Consider the following 13,426-nt stretch of genomic DNA (forward strand, 5'->3'; position numbering starts at 1 on the left):
TACCACCCCGGCCTCTTGACACTCAAGGCGGTTGAGTGTCAAAATTCCCCTTAGGAGGGTAGGGTATGCCGGTCTACGTTTACAAGGGCCTGGAAACGGGCAACTACTACGAGTTTGAACAGGGCTTCCACGACGAGCCTCTGAAGACCCATCCAGAAACGGGCGAACCCCTTAAGCGGGTCATCACCCCGCCCGCCATCATCTTCAAGGGTTCGGGGTGGCACGTGAAGGACTACGCCAAGAAGGACGCCTCTGCCAAGTCGGAAGGGAGCGAGGCCAAGGAGTAGGCCCTTGGCCCCCTCTGGCCCCGGGGCTGGCCTCGGGGCCTTATTCTTGGTTCCTGCTCAAGCTGGCTTGCGTCGCTGCTCCTTTTGCTGGGCTGTAACCCCTAGGCGGCGATTTGGGCCACCTCTGATGGGCATGGGGCTCCTCCTGCTCCTCCTGGCCAACAGCTCCGTGGTGGTTCCGGCGGGGCACGTGGGGGTGGTCTTCAACCTCCTGCGGGGGGTGCGGGAACGGCCCCTTTACGAGGGCATCCACTTCGTGGTGCCCGGGTTGCAACAGGTGATCCTTTACGATCACCCGGGTGAAGGAGGTGACCTTCTCGCCCCTACAAGGGGGAAAGGCGGGCCGATACCTCCATCCGGGCCCGCTCCAAGGAGGGGTTGGAGATGGGGGTGGACGTCACGGCCCAGTACAGCGTCCTCAAGGACCGGGCGCCCAAGCTACACCAGGAGGTGGGGCCGGGCTATCTGGAAGTCCTCATCGTGCCTCAGGTGCGTTCCAAGGTGCGGGACGCCGCCATCTTGCGGGCGGAAGGCGAGGCTAAGGCCATCGCCCTCCGGGGCCAGGTTATCAAGAACGCACCCGAGGTGGTGCAGCTCACCTTCGCCGAGAAGCTCGCTCCTGGGGTCCAGACCATCTTTGTCCCTAGCAGGGAGAACTGCCCCCTGGACCTTAGAGGCCCTCAGGGGGGCCCCAAGCCCTAGCGCAGGACCCGGTCCCCAGGGGCGGGCTCCAGGACCCCTTCCCGCACCTCCAAAATCCCCCGGTAGGCGGTGCCGGGGGCGTAGGTTTCCCCCGGTTGGAGCCTAGCCACCTTGAGCACCCGCCCCTCCCCGTCCAAAAAGGCCACCACCACGCCGAAGCGGTAGCCCTCCGTGGAGAAGGGAGCGTCCGTGGCCTCAGGAAAGAGGTAGAGAAGGGCCTCCAGCCCCTCTCGCCGCAAGCCCAGGCCCAGGTTCCAGGCCTCGGGGGTGCGGGCCAGGCGGGCCCGTAAGGTGTGGCGGCCCTGGGGGGTTTCCACCACTACCTGGGCGGGCGGGGGTGGGGTTTGGAAGCGCCGGGCCGCCAGGAGGTACCCCAAAAAGGAAAAGACGGAAAGGACGATTAAGAGGGCGAAGGCCACCAGGGGAAAGAGGGGGCTGCGTTCCACGCCTATTTGGGCCAGAGCTTTAGGGCCTCGCCCCCCACCTTGGCTCCTTGGGTGAGGCCCCGCCGGGCGAACCAGCCCTGGTTCACCTCCAACGCTCCCTGGTACAGCACCCCGGGATAGTAGACGGGGCAGGGGTCGGCCTTGCAGGGCTCCATGTCCAGGATGCGCAGGATGACCCCCTGGCGGTCAAAGAAGGCGATGGAAAGTGGGATCAGGGTGTTTTTCATCCAAAACCCCCCTGCGGTGGGGGTGGGGAAGAGGAAGACCATGCCCTCGTTCTCTCCCAGGCGCTGGCGGAACATAAGCCCCTGGGCCTGGCGCTCTGGGGTGTCCGCCACCTCCACCTTGAGGAGGTACCGCTTTCCCCCCTGCTCCACGTAGAGGGTGCTTTTGGGAAAGGATAGCCCCTGAGCCAAGGCGAGGAGGCCGAGGAGAAAGGCCAAGAGGCGCATGGGCCCATTATGGCAGAAGGGAGCGGAGGTGGGCCTGGATCTCCGCCTGCACCGCCTCCACGGGCCGGGTGGCGTCCAGGACCACGACGCGTTCCGGCTCCGCTTCCGCCAGGCGCAGGTACCCTTCCCGCACCCGGTGGAAGAAGGCGAGCCCGAGCCGCTCCAGGCGGTCGGGGTCTTTCACCCGCCTTAGGGCTTCCTCCGGGGGAAGGTCCAGGAGAAAGGTGCGCTGGGGCCTAAGGCCTAAGGTGGCCAGGCGGGCCACCTCCAGGAGCCAGGCCAGGGGAAGCCCCCGGCCGTGGCCCTGGTAGGCCAGGCTGGAGTCCAGGTAGCGGTCGGAAACCACCCACTCCCCCCTCTCTAGGGCTGGGAGGATCACCTTGCGCACGTGCTCCGCCCGGTCGGCGCTGAAGAGGAGGTACTCGGCCTCCGGGGAAAGTTCTTCCCCCAGGAGGAGGGCTTGCCGCACGGGGGGAAGCCCCGCCCCAGGTTCCCGGGTGAGGCGCACCTTCAGGCCCCTTTCCTCCAGGAAGGCGGCCAGGAGCCTGGCCTGGGTGGACTTGCCCGCCCCGTCCAGGCCTTCCAGGGTGAGGAAAACCCCGGCCATCTAGAGCCCCGTGGGGTGGTCCAGGAACACCCAGGGCAGGCCGAAGCGTTCCTCCAGGTGGGCCGCCAGGGCCTTGACCCCGAAGACCTCGGTGTCGTAATGGCCGGCGTAGATGACGTTGAGCCCCCGCTCAAAGGTTTCGTGGAAGGCGCTGTGCTTGGGCTCCCCGGTGATGAAGAGGTCCGCCTCCACCTGGCTTACCAGGCTCGCCGCCCCCCCCGAAACGATCACCACCTGTTCCACCCGGTCCTTACCCCCTTGGTGGACCAGAGGCTGCATCCCCGTGAGTTGTCCGAGCATGTCCGCTACCTGGACCAGGGGGGTGGGGAGGGGGAAGCGCCCCTTCACCCCCACGTCGTAGGGGGAAAGCTCCACCAGACCCAAGGCCCGGGCCAGGACGAAGTTGTTGCCCACCTCGGGGTGGGCGTCCAAGGGAAGGTGGGCGGCGTAGAGGTTGATGCCGCCTTGGAAAAGGAGCTCCAGGCGCCTTTTGTGGTGGCCTCGGATGGGGAAGGGCTTGCCCCAGAAAAGGCCGTGGTGCACCAGGAGGAAGTCCACTCCCTCTTCTAAGGCCTTTTGGAAGGTGGCCTCCGCCGCATCCACCGCCGCCCCCACCTTGCGCACCTCCTCCTTTCCCTCCACCTGCAGGCCGTTGAGGGAGGGGTCTTGGGGGAAGTCGGCGAGCCGCAGGTAACCGTCCAGGTAGCGCACCAGCGCATCCCGCTTCATGGGCCCTAGCTTACCGGAAGCCCCCCCTGGGCGAATGGCTGACCGGTCAGTAACATGGGAGCGTGGAACCCGAAACCCTTTTGCACCTCCGTTTCCTTTCCGACCTCACGGAGGGCCCGGAGGGCCTGCCCCTTTTTGTGCTCACGGAGATCGTGGCGGGCGACCCGCCCCGCTACCGCTCCCGCTTGGCCCTTTTTGACGGGGAGGTGCGCTTCCTTACCCAGGAGGAGGCGGCTAAGCCCCGCTACGCCCATCCCTATGTTTACTTCCTGCGTAAGGTGGGGGAGGGCAAGGAGCTGTTCCGCTTGGACCTAAGGGGGGGCGAGGCGGAAAGGCTCACGGAAACCCCCGGGGTCTTGGACTACGTCCTGGGCCCCTCGGGGGAGGTGGCCTTTCTGGCCCTAAAGGAAGCTCCCAAACCGGGAAGCCCCCGGGTGTACGAGACCTGGCCCTTTAAGTTTGACGGCCGGGGCCCTTTGCCCGAGGGGAACGTGGCCCTTTACCTCCTGAAGGATGGGGAGAAGCGGCTCCTTTTGGACCGCTACCCTCCCCCCAAGGAGATGGTCTTCGCCCCCGAGGGGCTCTACCTGGTGATGCCGGAGGAGGCCCGGGCCCAGGCGGCGTGGCGGGATACCCTCTTCCTCTTGGGGGAGGAGGGCCTGCGGAAGGTTTACGGGGGGGTGGGCCCCATCTTCGGCCTGGAGTGGAGCCCTGAGGGGCTTTTCTTCCTGGGCCACGCCTTTGAGCGGGGCGGGGGTACGGAGGCCCGGCTTTACCACCTCCGGGGGGGCGAGGCCCGGGTCCTCTTCACGGGGAGCCTCTTGAACTCCATCAACAGCGACCTTCGCTTCGGCACCCACTTCCAGGGGCCCCGGTGGGGTGAGGACGGGGTCTACCTGGTGCGCACGGAGGAGGGGGTGGCGCGGCTTTACCGGGTGGACCTGGAGGGGCGGGCCGAGGTCCTGCCCGCCTCCGGAAGCGTCCTGGCCTTCGCCCGCACCCCGAAGGGCCTATTCCTCCTCACCGAGGACTTCACCCGCCCGGCCCGCCTCGAGGGCCCCCTAGGCGTGTACGATCCCAACGCCGGCCTGCTCTCCCTGGCCGAGCCCGTTTACACCCTTTGGGAGAGCCCTGAGGGGCACAAGGTGCCGGGCTGGGTCCTCCTGCCCGAAGGGGAGGGCCCCCACCCCGTGATCCTCTACATCCACGGGGGCCCCCACACCGCCTTCGGGGCCGCCCCCATGCTGGAGCTCCAGCTTTTCCGGGCCCACGGCTACGCCGTGGCCTTCTGCAACCCCCGGGGCTCCACGGGCTACGGCCAGGACTATGCCCTTTTGGAGGGGGCCTGGGGCGAGCGGGACGAAAGGGACCTCTTGGGCTTCTTGGACCACGTTCTGGCCCGCTTCCCCTTGGACCCTAACCGGGTGGGGGTGGCGGGGGGGAGCTACGGGGGGTACATGGTGAACTGGCTCACCGCCCGCTACCCCGAGCGCTTCAGGGCGGCGGTCACCGACCGGAGCATCGCCAACTGGCTAAGCTTTTTCGGAAGCAGCGACATCGGCCCCCGCTTCACCTACCTGGAGCTTTTCGCCAAGCCCTGGGAGCGGCCTGAGGTCCTTTGGGAGAAGAGCCCCTTGCGGCTTGTCCACCGGGTGAAAACCCCCACCCTGGTGGTGCACGCCGAGGCGGACCACCGCTGCCCCATCGACCAGGGGGAGACCTGGTACACCGCCCTTTACCACCTGGGGGTGAAAGCCCGGTTTTTCCGGGTGCCCGAGGAGGGCCATGAGCTTTCCCGCTCGGGCCGTCCCGACCGCAGGCTGGCGCGGCTTCGCGCCTATCTGGACTGGTGGCGGGAGAACTTGTAAGCAGAAGGGGCCAGGGTTTTCCCTGGCCCCTTGGGGCTCATCCTTAGGCCTGGCTTTCCGCCACCGGCTCGGGGATGGGACCGAAGGTTTCCTCGTAGCGGGCCACGTTCTCCGCTAGGCTCCGCAGGAGGGCCTTAGCGTGCTGGGGGCTAGTGATGACCCGGCTCACCACCATGGCCCCGCCTTGGGGCTGGAGGAGGGCGAAGTCCAGGATGAACTCGTTCTTGGTGTGGGCGATGAGGGCCAGGTTGGTGTAGCGGCCCAGGGCGGTGTCCTTGTCGATCTGGATGTCTAGCTTTAGCTCGCTCATGCTAACGCCTCCTGGATTTTGGGAAGGGCCCGTTTTAGGGCGAGCCGCGCCCGGCCGAGGCTTTTGGCGCCGTCCAAGAAGAGGAGGAGGTGGTGGCCGGGAAGCGGCACGAGCAAAAGGGCCCCTTCCGGGTACTCTACCATGACCTCCTCCACCCCTTCTTGGCCCAAGGTCTGGGCCAGGGCCTTGGCGGTGCCCAACACCGTGGCGGAGCGAGCGGCGAGGGCGCTGGCCTCGGGGGCCCCTTCCTCCCGCGCCTCCTCCACCACGAACCCGTCCTCGCTCAGGAGGGCGGCCACCCGTACCCCCCGGGTTTCCTGTAGCTCCTTGAGGACCTCCAGCATCCCTTACCTCCTAGAGGCTTTGCACCCTAAGGGCGATGCGGGAAAGCTCCTGCCCAATGGCCTTGCGGTCCATGCCCCGCTCCAGCACCGCCCCTAGGATGTACTCGCCCACCCGCAAGGCCAGGACCTCGTGGCTGTCCGTGGCCAGGGTGAAGCGGCGCACCTCCCCGGAAAGGGCCTCCGCCAAGGGGGTCATGTGGCGTACCAAGGAGGCGAGCTCCGCCGCCAGGACCTCCGCAGGCGGGGCGCCCCGGCCCAGGGCTTCTATGACCAGGCCGTCCAGCCCGGTGAGCACCGCCCGCTTTACCCCCAAAGAGGCCAGGCTTTCTAGGTAGGCCATCCCACCACCTCCCAAAGCGTTTCCACCGCCTTGGCCGCCTCCACCCGGGCCCGGCCCAGGTTGGCCGAAGGCTCCAGGAGGAGGAGCAAGAAGAGGTCTTCCCGGGCCTTGGGGGCGCGCGCCATCCGGGCATAGCCTACCACGGGATGCCCTCCGATCCAGAGCTCCTCCACCCGGGCGGCCCCCAGGCTGGCGGCGTAGGCGGTCCTGGCCTGGCGGAAAAGGGCGGCGTGCTCGGCGATGGCCGCCTCGAGGTCCACCCGTTTCCGCCGCACCCCCTCCACCAAGAGGCCGTCCAGGGTGCCGAGCCCCGCGGCGAAGGCCCCCTCCACCCGGTCTAAGAGGCGTTGCAAGAGCTCCTCCATGCTATACGGGCTTCCTTCCCTCCAGGGCCCGGCCCAGGGTCACCTCGTCCACGTACTCCAGGCTCCCGCCCACGGGCAGGCCGTAGGCGAGCCGGGTGGCCTTAACCCCCCGGCGCTTGAGCTCCTCCGCCAGGTAAAGGGCCGTGGCCTCCCCCTCCACGGTCATGGAGGTGGCGAGGACCACCTCCTTCACCTCCTTGAGGCGGGGCCAGAGGGTTTCCAGGTTGAGCTCCTTGGGGCCCACGCCTTCTAAGGGGTTAAGGGCGCCGCCCAGGACGTGGTAGACCCCGGAGAACTCCCCGCTCCGCTCCAGGGCGAAGAGGTCGGCCACGGTTTCCACCACGGCGAGGAGGCTGGGGTCGCGGCTTTCGTCCTGGCAAATGGGGCAAAGCTCCCCCTCCGCCAGGTTGCCGCACACCCGGCAGACCCCAAGCCCTCGGATGGCGGCCAGGGCTTCCCGAAGCCCCTCCGCCTCCTCCGGGTGGAAGGCCAGGTGCAAGGCGAGCTTCTGGGCGGTTTTGGGGCCGATGCCGGGGAGGCGGGAGAGGGCCCGGGAGAGCTTGAGGAGGCTTTCGGGGTACTTCATCTAGAAGAGCTTGCCCAGCATCTGGCCCACGCCCCCGAGCTCCCGGGCCATCTCCTTCTCGGAAAGCTCCTGGGCCTTCTTCTGGGCGTCTTGGATGGCCACCAAGAGGAGGTCTTCCAGGGCCTCGAGGTCGTCCTGGAAGGTGCTAAGCACCTCGGGCTTGAGGCGCACGGCGAGGATCTTGCCGTGCCCGTTGGCCTCCACCTCCACCAGTCCCTGGGCCGTGCCCACCACGGTCATGCCCTCTAGGCGTTCTTGGATCTCCGCCGCCTTCTTCTGGGCCTTTTGCGCTTCCTTCAGGAGCTTCTGTAGGTTCATCGTCCCTCCCCTATGAGTATAGTGGAAGGCATGGAGCGCCCAAGAAGGCTGCGTTCGCCCCTTTTGCGCCCCCTGGTGGCCGAGGTGGAGCTTTCCCCCCGCCACCTCATCCTCCCTCTCTTCGTGAAGGCGGAAGGGGAGCGGGAGGAGATCGCCTCCATGCCTGGGGTCCACCGCCACCCCCTAACGGACCTTCCCCGCCTGGGAGAGGAGGCCCTGAAGGCGGGGCTTGGCGGGGTCATCCTCTTCGGGGTTTTGCCCGAGGGAGAAAAGGACCCGTTAGGCCACGGGGCCTACGCCGAGGAGGGCGTGGTGCAACGGGCCATCCGCCTCCTTAAGCGGGAGTTCCCCGAGCTTTTGGTCATCGCCGACACCTGCCTGTGCGAGTACACCAGCCACGGCCACTGCGGGGTGGTGCGGGAAGGGCCCTTGGGGTTCTACGTGGACAACGACGCCACCCTGGAGCTTCTGGCCAAGACCGCCCTTTCCCAGGCCCAGGCCGGGGCCGATGTGGTGGCCCCAAGCGCCATGATGGACGGCCAGGTGCGGGCTATCCGGGAGGCGCTGGACCGGGGAGGGTTTGCCCACGTGCCCATCCTCTCCTATGCGGTGAAGTACGCCTCCGCCTTCTACGGGCCCTTCCGGGACGCCGCGGCCAGCGCCCCCCAGTTCGGCGACCGCTCGGGCTACCAGATGGACCCGAGGGCGGGGCTTTGGGACGCCCTGCGGGAGGCGGACCTGGACGACCGGGAAGGGGCGGACCTCCTCATGGTGAAGCCCGCTTTGCCCTACCTGGACGTCCTGGCCGCCCTCAAGGGGCGCTTCCCCAAGCCCCTTTTCGCCTACCACGTGTCCGGGGAGTACGCCATGCTAAAGGCCGCCGCCCTCAAGGGGTTTTTGGACGAGCGGCGGGCGGTGTTGGAAACCCTATACGCCATCCGCCGGGCCGGGGCCCAGGGCATCCTCACCTACTACGCCCTCGAGGCGGCCCGTTGGCTCCAGGAGGGCTAAAGGCCCCAGATCTTCGCCGGGGCCAGCTCCACCAGGTTGCCCTCGGGGTCGCGGGTGTAAAGGCTTTTCCCCTTGGGCCACTCCGCCCACCAAACGGGGTAGCCCGCCGCCCTTAGGCGCCCTTCCCAAAGGGGCAGGTCCTCCTCCTCCACCCGGAAGGCCACGTGGACGCTCCCCCGGGCCCCGTGGGGGGGAAGGGCGGGGTCCTTTTCCGTTTCCTCGGGGTTGAAGACTAAGAACACCCCCCGCCCGGCCCGGAAGAAGGCGTGGCGGGGGGGCTTGAACTGGAAGCAGGGGAGGCCCAAAACCCCCTCGTAGAAGGCCCGCGCCCTTTCCAGGTCCTTGGCGTAGACGGCGGTTTCCAGGACGTCCACTACTTGAGCCGGGCGATGAGTTCCGCCACGGGGATGGCTTCGAGGGTGATGGTCTTCACGCTTCCCCTCGAGGCCAGGTGCAGCATGGCCCGGGCCACGCTGGCGGCGTCCTCTGCCTCCACGATGTTCACGAAATCGTAAGGCCCCAAGACCGCATACTGGGCCACCACCTTCACCCCGAAGTCCCGCTCCAGCTCCTGGTTCACCTCCTTGATGCGCTCCGGGTTTTTCACTAGGGTTTCCGCGCCGTCGTCGGTCAGGGTGCTCAGCACGATAAAGGTGGGCATGGCTGTCCTCCTTGCCCCCAGTTTAGCCCGATTTCGCTTCCCGCTCTAGCTCAAAGCGCCTCACTCCCACTCTATGGTGGCCGGGGGCTTGGAGGTGATGTCGTAGACCACCCGGCCCACCTCGGGTACCCGGCGGGGGATGCGCCGGGCCACCTCGTCCAGAAACTCCAGGGGCAGCCGGGCCCAGTCTGCGGTCATGAAGTCCTCCGTGGTCACTGCCCGGAGGGCCAGGACATAGCCGTACCGCCGCTCGTCCCCCGCCACCCCCACGCTCCGCAAGGGGGTGAGGACCGCCAGGGCCTGGGCCACCTTATCGTAAAGCTCCCACTCCTTGAGGAGGCTTGTGAAGAGGTCGTCCGCCTGCCGCAGGATCTCCAGGCGCTCCTCCGTCACCTCCCCCAGGATGCGCACCGCAAGCCCCGGCCCCGGGAAGGGGTGGCGCAGGCGGATGGGGTCGGGCAGGCCCAGGAGGAGGGCCAGCTCCCGCACCTCGTCCTTGAAGAGGAGGCGGAAGGGCTCCAAGAGGGTAAACTCCAGGTCCTCAGGGAGCCCGCCCACGTTATGGTGGCTTTTGATCTTGGCGGCCCCGTGCCCCCCCGCCGACTCGATGACGTCGGGGTAGAGGGTGCCTTGGGCCAGGAAGCGGAAGGGCCCTTGGGTCCGCGCCACCTCCGAGAAGACCGCCACGAACTCCCGCCCGATGACCTTGCGCTTCTCCTCGGGGTCCTCCACGCCCTTGAGGGCCTGAAGAAAGCGCTCCTTGGCGTCCACCACCAGGAGGTTGACCCCAAGGGCCCTTAGAGCCCCCTCCACCTCCTCCCGCTCCCCCAGGCGCAGGAGCCCGTGGTCCACGAAGACCGCCAGGTGGTCCACCCCCGCCCTGGCCAGGAGGAGGGCCAGGGTGCTGGAGTCCACCCCCCCGGAAACCGCCAGGAGGACCCGCTCCCCGCCCACCCGCTCCCGCACCTCCCGGAGAAGGGTTTCCAGCATGTGCTCCGGGGTCCAGTCCCGGGGCACGCCCGCTATCTCCAAAAAGTTTTCTAAAATCTGCATCCCCTTGGGGGTGTGGGCCACCTCGGGGTGGAACTGCACGGCGAAGGTCTTCCCGTCTTCGGCCTCCATGGCCGCCACGGGGTTGTCCTCGGTGGCGCCGGAAACCCGCCAGCCGGGAGGAAGCTCGCTAACGGCGTCTTGGTGGCTCATCCAGACCTGAACCTCCCCGGAAAGCCCCCGGAAGAGGGGGCCTTGGTAGCGGGTGAGGAGGGCCTTGCCGTACTCGGCCCGGCCGGAACGCTCCACCTTGCCCCCGAGCTCCTGGGCCAAAAGCTGCATCCCGTAGCAGATCCCCAGGGTGGGAAGGCCGAGCCCAAAAAGCCGGGGGTCGGGGCGGGGGGCGTCGGGGTCGAAGACGCTCTTGGGCCCCCCGGAGAGGATGAGGGCCTGGGGCTTGTGTTTGAGGATCTCCTCGAGGGGAGCGGTGCCCGGGAGGATGAGGGAGAAGGCCCGGAGTTCCCGTAGCCTCCGGGCGATAAGCCTTGTGTACTGGGAGCCGAAGTCCAGGACCAGGACCATGGGCTAAAGTTTACCCTTTGGTGTGTAATGAAGGCATGGCCGAGGTGGAAAGCTTCGCCCTGGACCACACCAAGGTCCAGGCCCCTTACGTGCGCCTAGCCGGCAGGAAGCCTGTGGGAAAGGGATGGGTGGAAAAGTACGACCTGCGCCTGGCCCAGCCCAACCGGGAGGCCATTCCCACCGCTGCCTTGCACACCCTCGAGCACCTTTTGGCTGGGTACCTCCGGGACCACTTGGAAGGGGTCATTGACCTTTCCCCCATGGGTTGCCGCACGGGATTTTACCTGGTGGTGGAAGGCCCCGTGGAGGAGGAGCGGGTCTTGGTGGCCTTGGAAAGGGCGTTGCGGGACGTTTTGCTCCACCAGGGGCCCATTCCTGGGGCGAGCTTTAAGGAGTGCGGCAACTACCGGGACCACCACCTGGAAGGGGCTAAGGCCTGGGCGGAAAAGGCGCTTAGGGCGGGGCTTCGGGTGCAGCCCACCATCCCCTTGGAGGGCCGGTGATCGCCTTTTTCGCCGCTGAGCCCGAGGAGGCGGGGGCTATCCGGGAAGCCCTCGGGGCGGAAGCCCCCCTGGATGCCCCTTTTCCCCTTTACCGGGGCGCGGGCGTTTTGGTGGCGGAAACGGGGGTGGGCAAGGTGGCGGCGGCCATGGCCGTGGCCCACGTCCTCACCCGCTTTGCCCCCAAGGAGAGCTTCTTCCTGGGGGTGGCCGGGGCCTTGGACCCTTCCTTGCGGGCCCTTGACCTCCTCCTGGCCGAGAAGGCGGTGCAGTGGGACGTGGACCTCACCCCCTTTGGCCGCCTCCCTGGGGAGACCGCCTTGGGGGTGCGCTTTTTCCCCTCGGACCCCAAGCTCCTGGAGAGGGTGGAACGGGCCGCCTTGGCCCTGGGCGTTCCCCATAAGCGAGGGGTGGTGGCCACGGGGGACCGCTTTATGGCGGAACGGAAGGAGGCGGAAAGGCTTCGCGCCCTCCACGGGGCCCATGCCGTCGAGATGGAGGGGGCGGCGGCCCTCATGGTGGCCTACTGCTTCCGCCACCCCATGGCCCTGGTGCGGATGGTGACGGACGGGGCGGGGGAAGGGGCGGAAGGGGACTTCCAGGCCTTTTTGCGGGAGGCCTCGAGGCGGCTCGGCCTCCTGGCCCGGGCCCTCGTATACTAAAAAGGAGGGGTCCCGATGCAAATCCGCCTCTTCACGGGAAACGCCCATCCGGGCTTGGCCCAAAGGATCGCCGAGGCCTTAGGGGTGCCCCTGGGCAAGGCCCTGGTGGACCGCTTCCCCGACGGGGAGATCCGGGTGCGGCTTTTGGAAAGCGTCCGAGGGGACGATGTCTACCTCATCCAACCCACCTGCCCCCCGGTGAACGAGCACCTCATGGAACTCCTCCTGTTGGCGGACGCCGCAAGGCGGAGCTCCGCCGGGCGCATTAACGCCGTCCTCCCTTACTTCGGCTACGCCCGCCAGGACAAGCAGACCGAAGGCCGGGAGCCCGTGAGCGCCAAGCTGGTGGCAGGGCTTTTGGAACGGGTAGGGGTCCACCGGGTCATCGCCATAGACCTCCACGCCCCCCAGATCCAGGGCTTCTTTGACATTCCCGTGGACCACCTCTCCGCCGTCCGCCTTTTCGCCCGCTACCTTCAGGAAAAGGGCTATGCGGAAAACGCCGTGGTGGTTTCCCCCGACGCCGGCCGGGCGGAGGAGGCCAGGCGGCTTGCCGAGCGGCTAAGCCTCCCCTTCGCCATGCTGGCCAAGCGCCGCCACGGGCCCAAGGAAACCTCGGTGACCTACGTGATCGGGGACGTGGAGGGGAAAAGGCCCCTCCTCATTGACGATATCGTTTCCACCGGTGGAACCATTCGGCGGGGGGTGGAGGCCCTGTTGCAGGCAGGGGCCCTGCCCGAGGTGGTGGTTTTGGCCACCCACCCCGTTCTGGTGGGGGAGGCGCGGGAGAACCTGGCCCACCCCGCCATCCGGGAGGTGGTCTTCACCGACACCATCCCCCTGAAAGACGGCGGCTACACCGTGCTTTCCACCGCCGAGCTCCTCGCCCAGGCCATCCGCCACGTGCACACCAACCAGTCGGTGAGCGCCCTCATCTAGGGCGAGGGCGGGGGATATGGTAAGCTTTTCTTTGTGTGCCCCTCGGGGGGGCAGGGTTTCACAAGGAGGAGTCATGGAGTACCGCCTGAAGGCCTATTACCGGGAGGGGGAGAAGCCCGCCGCTCTAAGGCGGGCGGGGAAGCTCCCCGGGGTCATGTACAACAAGAGCCTGAACCAGAAGGTTTACGTGGAGCTGGGGGAGTTTGACAAGGTCTTCCGCCAAGCCTCCATCCACCACGTGATCGTCCTGGAACTTCCTGACGGCAAGGAGCTCCCCACCTTGGTGCGCCAGGTGAACCTGGACAAGCGCCGGCGCCGGCCGGAGCACGTGGACTTTTACGTCCTTTCCGACGAGCCCGTGGAAATGTACGTGCCCCTGCGCTTCGTGGGCACGCCCCAAGGGGTGCGGGAAGGTGGGGTGCTCCAGGAGATCCACCGGGATATCCTGGTGCGGGTTTCCCCCCGCAACATCCCCGAGTACATCGAGGTGGACGTTTCCGGCCTCGGCATCGGGGATAGCCTCCACGCCGCTGACCTGAAGCTCCCCGAGGGGGTAAGGCTCGCCATCTCCCCCGAGGAGACCATCGCTGCGGTGGTGCCCCCGGAGGATGTGGAGCGCCTAGCGGCCGAAACGGCGGAGGCTCCCGCCGAGCCTGAGGTGATCAAGAAGGGCAAGAAGGAGGAGGAGGCTTAGCCTCCCCCCGCTGGGGCGCGGGGGGCCTGGGCT

Annotated in this window: 21 protein-coding genes; 8 read left to right on the top strand and 13 right to left on the bottom strand. The window is 67.4% G+C overall.

Annotated elements, in window-relative coordinates; all coding sequences use genetic code 11:
- Positions 1–65 precede the first annotated feature (65 nt).
- A complete protein-coding gene (locus ABXG85_RS06025) occupies positions 66–287 on the top strand; it encodes an FmdB family zinc ribbon protein (protein ID WP_353512817.1) in 222 nt (73 codons plus the stop codon).
- Between the two features lie 384 nt (positions 288–671).
- The gene (locus ABXG85_RS06030; RefSeq protein WP_353512818.1) at positions 672–989 is read left to right on the top strand and encodes an SPFH domain-containing protein; all 318 of its coding nucleotides are present in this window, start codon (positions 672–674) and stop codon (positions 987–989) included.
- Here the strand turns inward: ABXG85_RS06030 and ABXG85_RS06035 are convergent.
- From ABXG85_RS06035 to ABXG85_RS06050, 4 genes are read right to left on the bottom strand one after another with little or no spacing between them, the layout of a single operon-like run.
- Positions 986–1,435 (bottom strand): DUF192 domain-containing protein, encoded by a 450-nt coding sequence (locus ABXG85_RS06035; protein WP_353512819.1) that lies wholly within the window; start codon positions 1,433–1,435, stop codon positions 986–988. The two genes, ABXG85_RS06030 and ABXG85_RS06035, sit on opposite strands and share 4 nt — an antisense overlap.
- Positions 1,436–1,437: 2 nt before the next feature.
- A complete protein-coding gene (locus ABXG85_RS06040; protein WP_353512820.1) occupies positions 1,438–1,887 on the bottom strand; it encodes a DUF192 domain-containing protein in 450 nt (149 codons plus the stop codon).
- Between the two features lie 7 nt (positions 1,888–1,894).
- On the bottom strand, positions 1,895–2,494 hold the full coding sequence (gene tmk / locus ABXG85_RS06045) for a dTMP kinase (RefSeq protein WP_353512821.1): 600 nt from the start codon (positions 2,492–2,494) through the stop codon (positions 1,895–1,897).
- Positions 2,495–3,223: a Nif3-like dinuclear metal center hexameric protein gene (locus ABXG85_RS06050; RefSeq protein ID WP_353512822.1), complete on the bottom strand. Its 729-nt coding sequence runs from the start codon at positions 3,221–3,223 to the stop codon at positions 2,495–2,497. It lies immediately after the preceding gene.
- Between the two features lie 62 nt (positions 3,224–3,285).
- On the opposite strand from ABXG85_RS06050, the gene ABXG85_RS06055 reads away from it, so the two are divergent.
- The gene (locus ABXG85_RS06055) at positions 3,286–5,091 is read left to right on the top strand and encodes a S9 family peptidase (protein ID WP_353512823.1); all 1,806 of its coding nucleotides are present in this window, start codon (positions 3,286–3,288) and stop codon (positions 5,089–5,091) included.
- Positions 5,092–5,134: 43 nt separating this feature from the next.
- Here ABXG85_RS06055 and ABXG85_RS06060 read toward each other — a convergent pair whose 3' ends face one another.
- From ABXG85_RS06060 to ABXG85_RS06085, 6 genes are read right to left on the bottom strand one after another with little or no spacing between them, the layout of a single operon-like run.
- Entirely contained in the window at positions 5,135–5,401 is a 267-nt protein-coding gene (locus ABXG85_RS06060) for a DUF3467 domain-containing protein (RefSeq protein ID WP_039455520.1), read from the bottom strand.
- Positions 5,398–5,745: a roadblock/LC7 domain-containing protein gene (locus tag ABXG85_RS06065; protein ID WP_353512824.1), complete on the bottom strand. Its 348-nt coding sequence runs from the start codon at positions 5,743–5,745 to the stop codon at positions 5,398–5,400. Before ABXG85_RS06065 ends, ABXG85_RS06060 begins: the two co-directional genes overlap by 4 nt.
- A gap of 10 nt (positions 5,746–5,755) precedes the next feature.
- Positions 5,756–6,085 carry a roadblock/LC7 domain-containing protein gene (locus ABXG85_RS06070; RefSeq protein WP_353512825.1) on the bottom strand — a complete coding sequence of 110 codons (330 nt, stop codon included), beginning with the start codon at positions 6,083–6,085 and terminating at the stop codon, positions 5,756–5,758.
- Positions 6,073–6,450 carry a roadblock/LC7 domain-containing protein gene (locus ABXG85_RS06075; RefSeq protein ID WP_353512826.1) on the bottom strand — a complete coding sequence of 126 codons (378 nt, stop codon included), beginning with the start codon at positions 6,448–6,450 and terminating at the stop codon, positions 6,073–6,075. The genes ABXG85_RS06070 and ABXG85_RS06075 overlap by 13 nt, the downstream gene beginning before the upstream one ends.
- A 1-nt stretch (position 6,451) precedes the next feature.
- Positions 6,452–7,036, bottom strand: a complete 585-nt coding sequence (recR, locus tag ABXG85_RS06080) for a recombination mediator RecR (protein ID WP_353512827.1) — start codon at positions 7,034–7,036, stop codon at positions 6,452–6,454.
- Positions 7,037–7,354, bottom strand: a complete 318-nt coding sequence (locus ABXG85_RS06085; RefSeq protein ID WP_353512828.1) for a YbaB/EbfC family nucleoid-associated protein — start codon at positions 7,352–7,354, stop codon at positions 7,037–7,039.
- 30 nt (positions 7,355–7,384) lie between these two features.
- On the opposite strand from ABXG85_RS06085, the gene hemB reads away from it, so the two are divergent.
- Positions 7,385–8,365: a porphobilinogen synthase gene (gene hemB / locus ABXG85_RS06090; protein WP_353512829.1), complete on the top strand. Its 981-nt coding sequence runs from the start codon at positions 7,385–7,387 to the stop codon at positions 8,363–8,365.
- Here hemB and ABXG85_RS06095 read toward each other — a convergent pair.
- Genes ABXG85_RS06095 through guaA form a run of 3 tightly spaced genes read right to left on the bottom strand, consistent with a single transcriptional unit; the run spans position 8,362 to position 10,598 of the window.
- Positions 8,362–8,739 carry a VOC family protein gene (locus tag ABXG85_RS06095; RefSeq protein ID WP_353512830.1) on the bottom strand — a complete coding sequence of 126 codons (378 nt, stop codon included), beginning with the start codon at positions 8,737–8,739 and terminating at the stop codon, positions 8,362–8,364. The two genes, hemB and ABXG85_RS06095, sit on opposite strands and share 4 nt — an antisense overlap.
- On the bottom strand, positions 8,739–9,026 hold the full coding sequence (locus tag ABXG85_RS06100) for a glutamine synthetase/cystathionine beta-lyase binding protein (protein ID WP_353512831.1): 288 nt from the start codon (positions 9,024–9,026) through the stop codon (positions 8,739–8,741). Before ABXG85_RS06100 ends, ABXG85_RS06095 begins: the two co-directional genes overlap by 1 nt.
- Before the next feature lie 60 nt (positions 9,027–9,086).
- Positions 9,087–10,598 carry a glutamine-hydrolyzing GMP synthase gene (guaA, locus tag ABXG85_RS06105; protein ID WP_353512832.1) on the bottom strand — a complete coding sequence of 504 codons (1,512 nt, stop codon included), beginning with the start codon at positions 10,596–10,598 and terminating at the stop codon, positions 9,087–9,089.
- 35 nt (positions 10,599–10,633) lie between these two features.
- On the opposite strand from guaA, the gene ABXG85_RS06110 reads away from it, so the two are divergent.
- The 4 genes from ABXG85_RS06110 (at position 10,634) to ABXG85_RS06125 (ending at position 13,393) form a co-directional block, all read left to right on the top strand.
- The gene (locus tag ABXG85_RS06110) at positions 10,634–11,101 is read left to right on the top strand and encodes an S-ribosylhomocysteine lyase (RefSeq protein WP_353512833.1); all 468 of its coding nucleotides are present in this window, start codon (positions 10,634–10,636) and stop codon (positions 11,099–11,101) included.
- On the top strand, positions 11,098–11,760 hold the full coding sequence (mtnN, locus tag ABXG85_RS06115; RefSeq protein ID WP_353512834.1) for a 5'-methylthioadenosine/S-adenosylhomocysteine nucleosidase: 663 nt from the start codon (positions 11,098–11,100) through the stop codon (positions 11,758–11,760). The genes ABXG85_RS06110 and mtnN overlap by 4 nt, the downstream gene beginning before the upstream one ends.
- Positions 11,761–11,775: 15 nt before the next feature.
- Positions 11,776–12,699 (top strand): ribose-phosphate diphosphokinase, encoded by a 924-nt coding sequence (locus ABXG85_RS06120; RefSeq protein ID WP_353512835.1) that lies wholly within the window; start codon positions 11,776–11,778, stop codon positions 12,697–12,699.
- A gap of 73 nt (positions 12,700–12,772) precedes the next feature.
- Positions 12,773–13,393, top strand: a complete 621-nt coding sequence (locus ABXG85_RS06125; RefSeq protein WP_353512836.1) for a 50S ribosomal protein L25 — start codon at positions 12,773–12,775, stop codon at positions 13,391–13,393.
- Positions 13,394–13,426: the final 33 nt, after the last annotated feature.

The organism is Thermus sp. LT1-2-5 (genome assembly GCF_040363165.1).
GTDB lineage: Bacteria > Deinococcota > Deinococci > Deinococcales > Thermaceae > Thermus.

Excerpts from the sequence above, each read along its gene's own strand:
- ABXG85_RS06025 (WP_353512817.1), top strand. The coding sequence starts at position 66 with ATGCCGGTCTACGTTTACAAGGGCCTGGAAACGGGCAACTACTACGAG.
- ABXG85_RS06030 (WP_353512818.1), top strand. The coding sequence starts at position 672 with ATGGGGGTGGACGTCACGGCCCAGTACAGCGTCCTCAAGGACCGGGCG.
- ABXG85_RS06040 (WP_353512820.1), bottom strand. The coding sequence starts at position 1,887 with ATGCGCCTCTTGGCCTTTCTCCTCGGCCTCCTCGCCTTGGCTCAGGGG.
- tmk (WP_353512821.1), bottom strand. The coding sequence starts at position 2,494 with ATGGCCGGGGTTTTCCTCACCCTGGAAGGCCTGGACGGGGCGGGCAAG.
- ABXG85_RS06050 (WP_353512822.1), bottom strand. The coding sequence starts at position 3,223 with ATGAAGCGGGATGCGCTGGTGCGCTACCTGGACGGTTACCTGCGGCTC.
- ABXG85_RS06060 (WP_039455520.1), bottom strand. The coding sequence starts at position 5,401 with ATGAGCGAGCTAAAGCTAGACATCCAGATCGACAAGGACACCGCCCTG.
- ABXG85_RS06065 (WP_353512824.1), bottom strand. The coding sequence starts at position 5,745 with ATGCTGGAGGTCCTCAAGGAGCTACAGGAAACCCGGGGGGTACGGGTG.
- ABXG85_RS06070 (WP_353512825.1), bottom strand. The coding sequence starts at position 6,085 with ATGGCCTACCTAGAAAGCCTGGCCTCTTTGGGGGTAAAGCGGGCGGTG.
- ABXG85_RS06075 (WP_353512826.1), bottom strand. The coding sequence starts at position 6,450 with ATGGAGGAGCTCTTGCAACGCCTCTTAGACCGGGTGGAGGGGGCCTTC.
- recR (WP_353512827.1), bottom strand. The coding sequence starts at position 7,036 with ATGAAGTACCCCGAAAGCCTCCTCAAGCTCTCCCGGGCCCTCTCCCGC.
- ABXG85_RS06085 (WP_353512828.1), bottom strand. The coding sequence starts at position 7,354 with ATGAACCTACAGAAGCTCCTGAAGGAAGCGCAAAAGGCCCAGAAGAAG.
- hemB (WP_353512829.1), top strand. The coding sequence starts at position 7,385 with ATGGAGCGCCCAAGAAGGCTGCGTTCGCCCCTTTTGCGCCCCCTGGTG.
- ABXG85_RS06100 (WP_353512831.1), bottom strand. The coding sequence starts at position 9,026 with ATGCCCACCTTTATCGTGCTGAGCACCCTGACCGACGACGGCGCGGAA.
- guaA (WP_353512832.1), bottom strand. The coding sequence starts at position 10,598 with ATGGTCCTGGTCCTGGACTTCGGCTCCCAGTACACAAGGCTTATCGCC.
- ABXG85_RS06110 (WP_353512833.1), top strand. The coding sequence starts at position 10,634 with ATGGCCGAGGTGGAAAGCTTCGCCCTGGACCACACCAAGGTCCAGGCC.
- ABXG85_RS06120 (WP_353512835.1), top strand. The coding sequence starts at position 11,776 with ATGCAAATCCGCCTCTTCACGGGAAACGCCCATCCGGGCTTGGCCCAA.
- ABXG85_RS06125 (WP_353512836.1), top strand. The coding sequence starts at position 12,773 with ATGGAGTACCGCCTGAAGGCCTATTACCGGGAGGGGGAGAAGCCCGCC.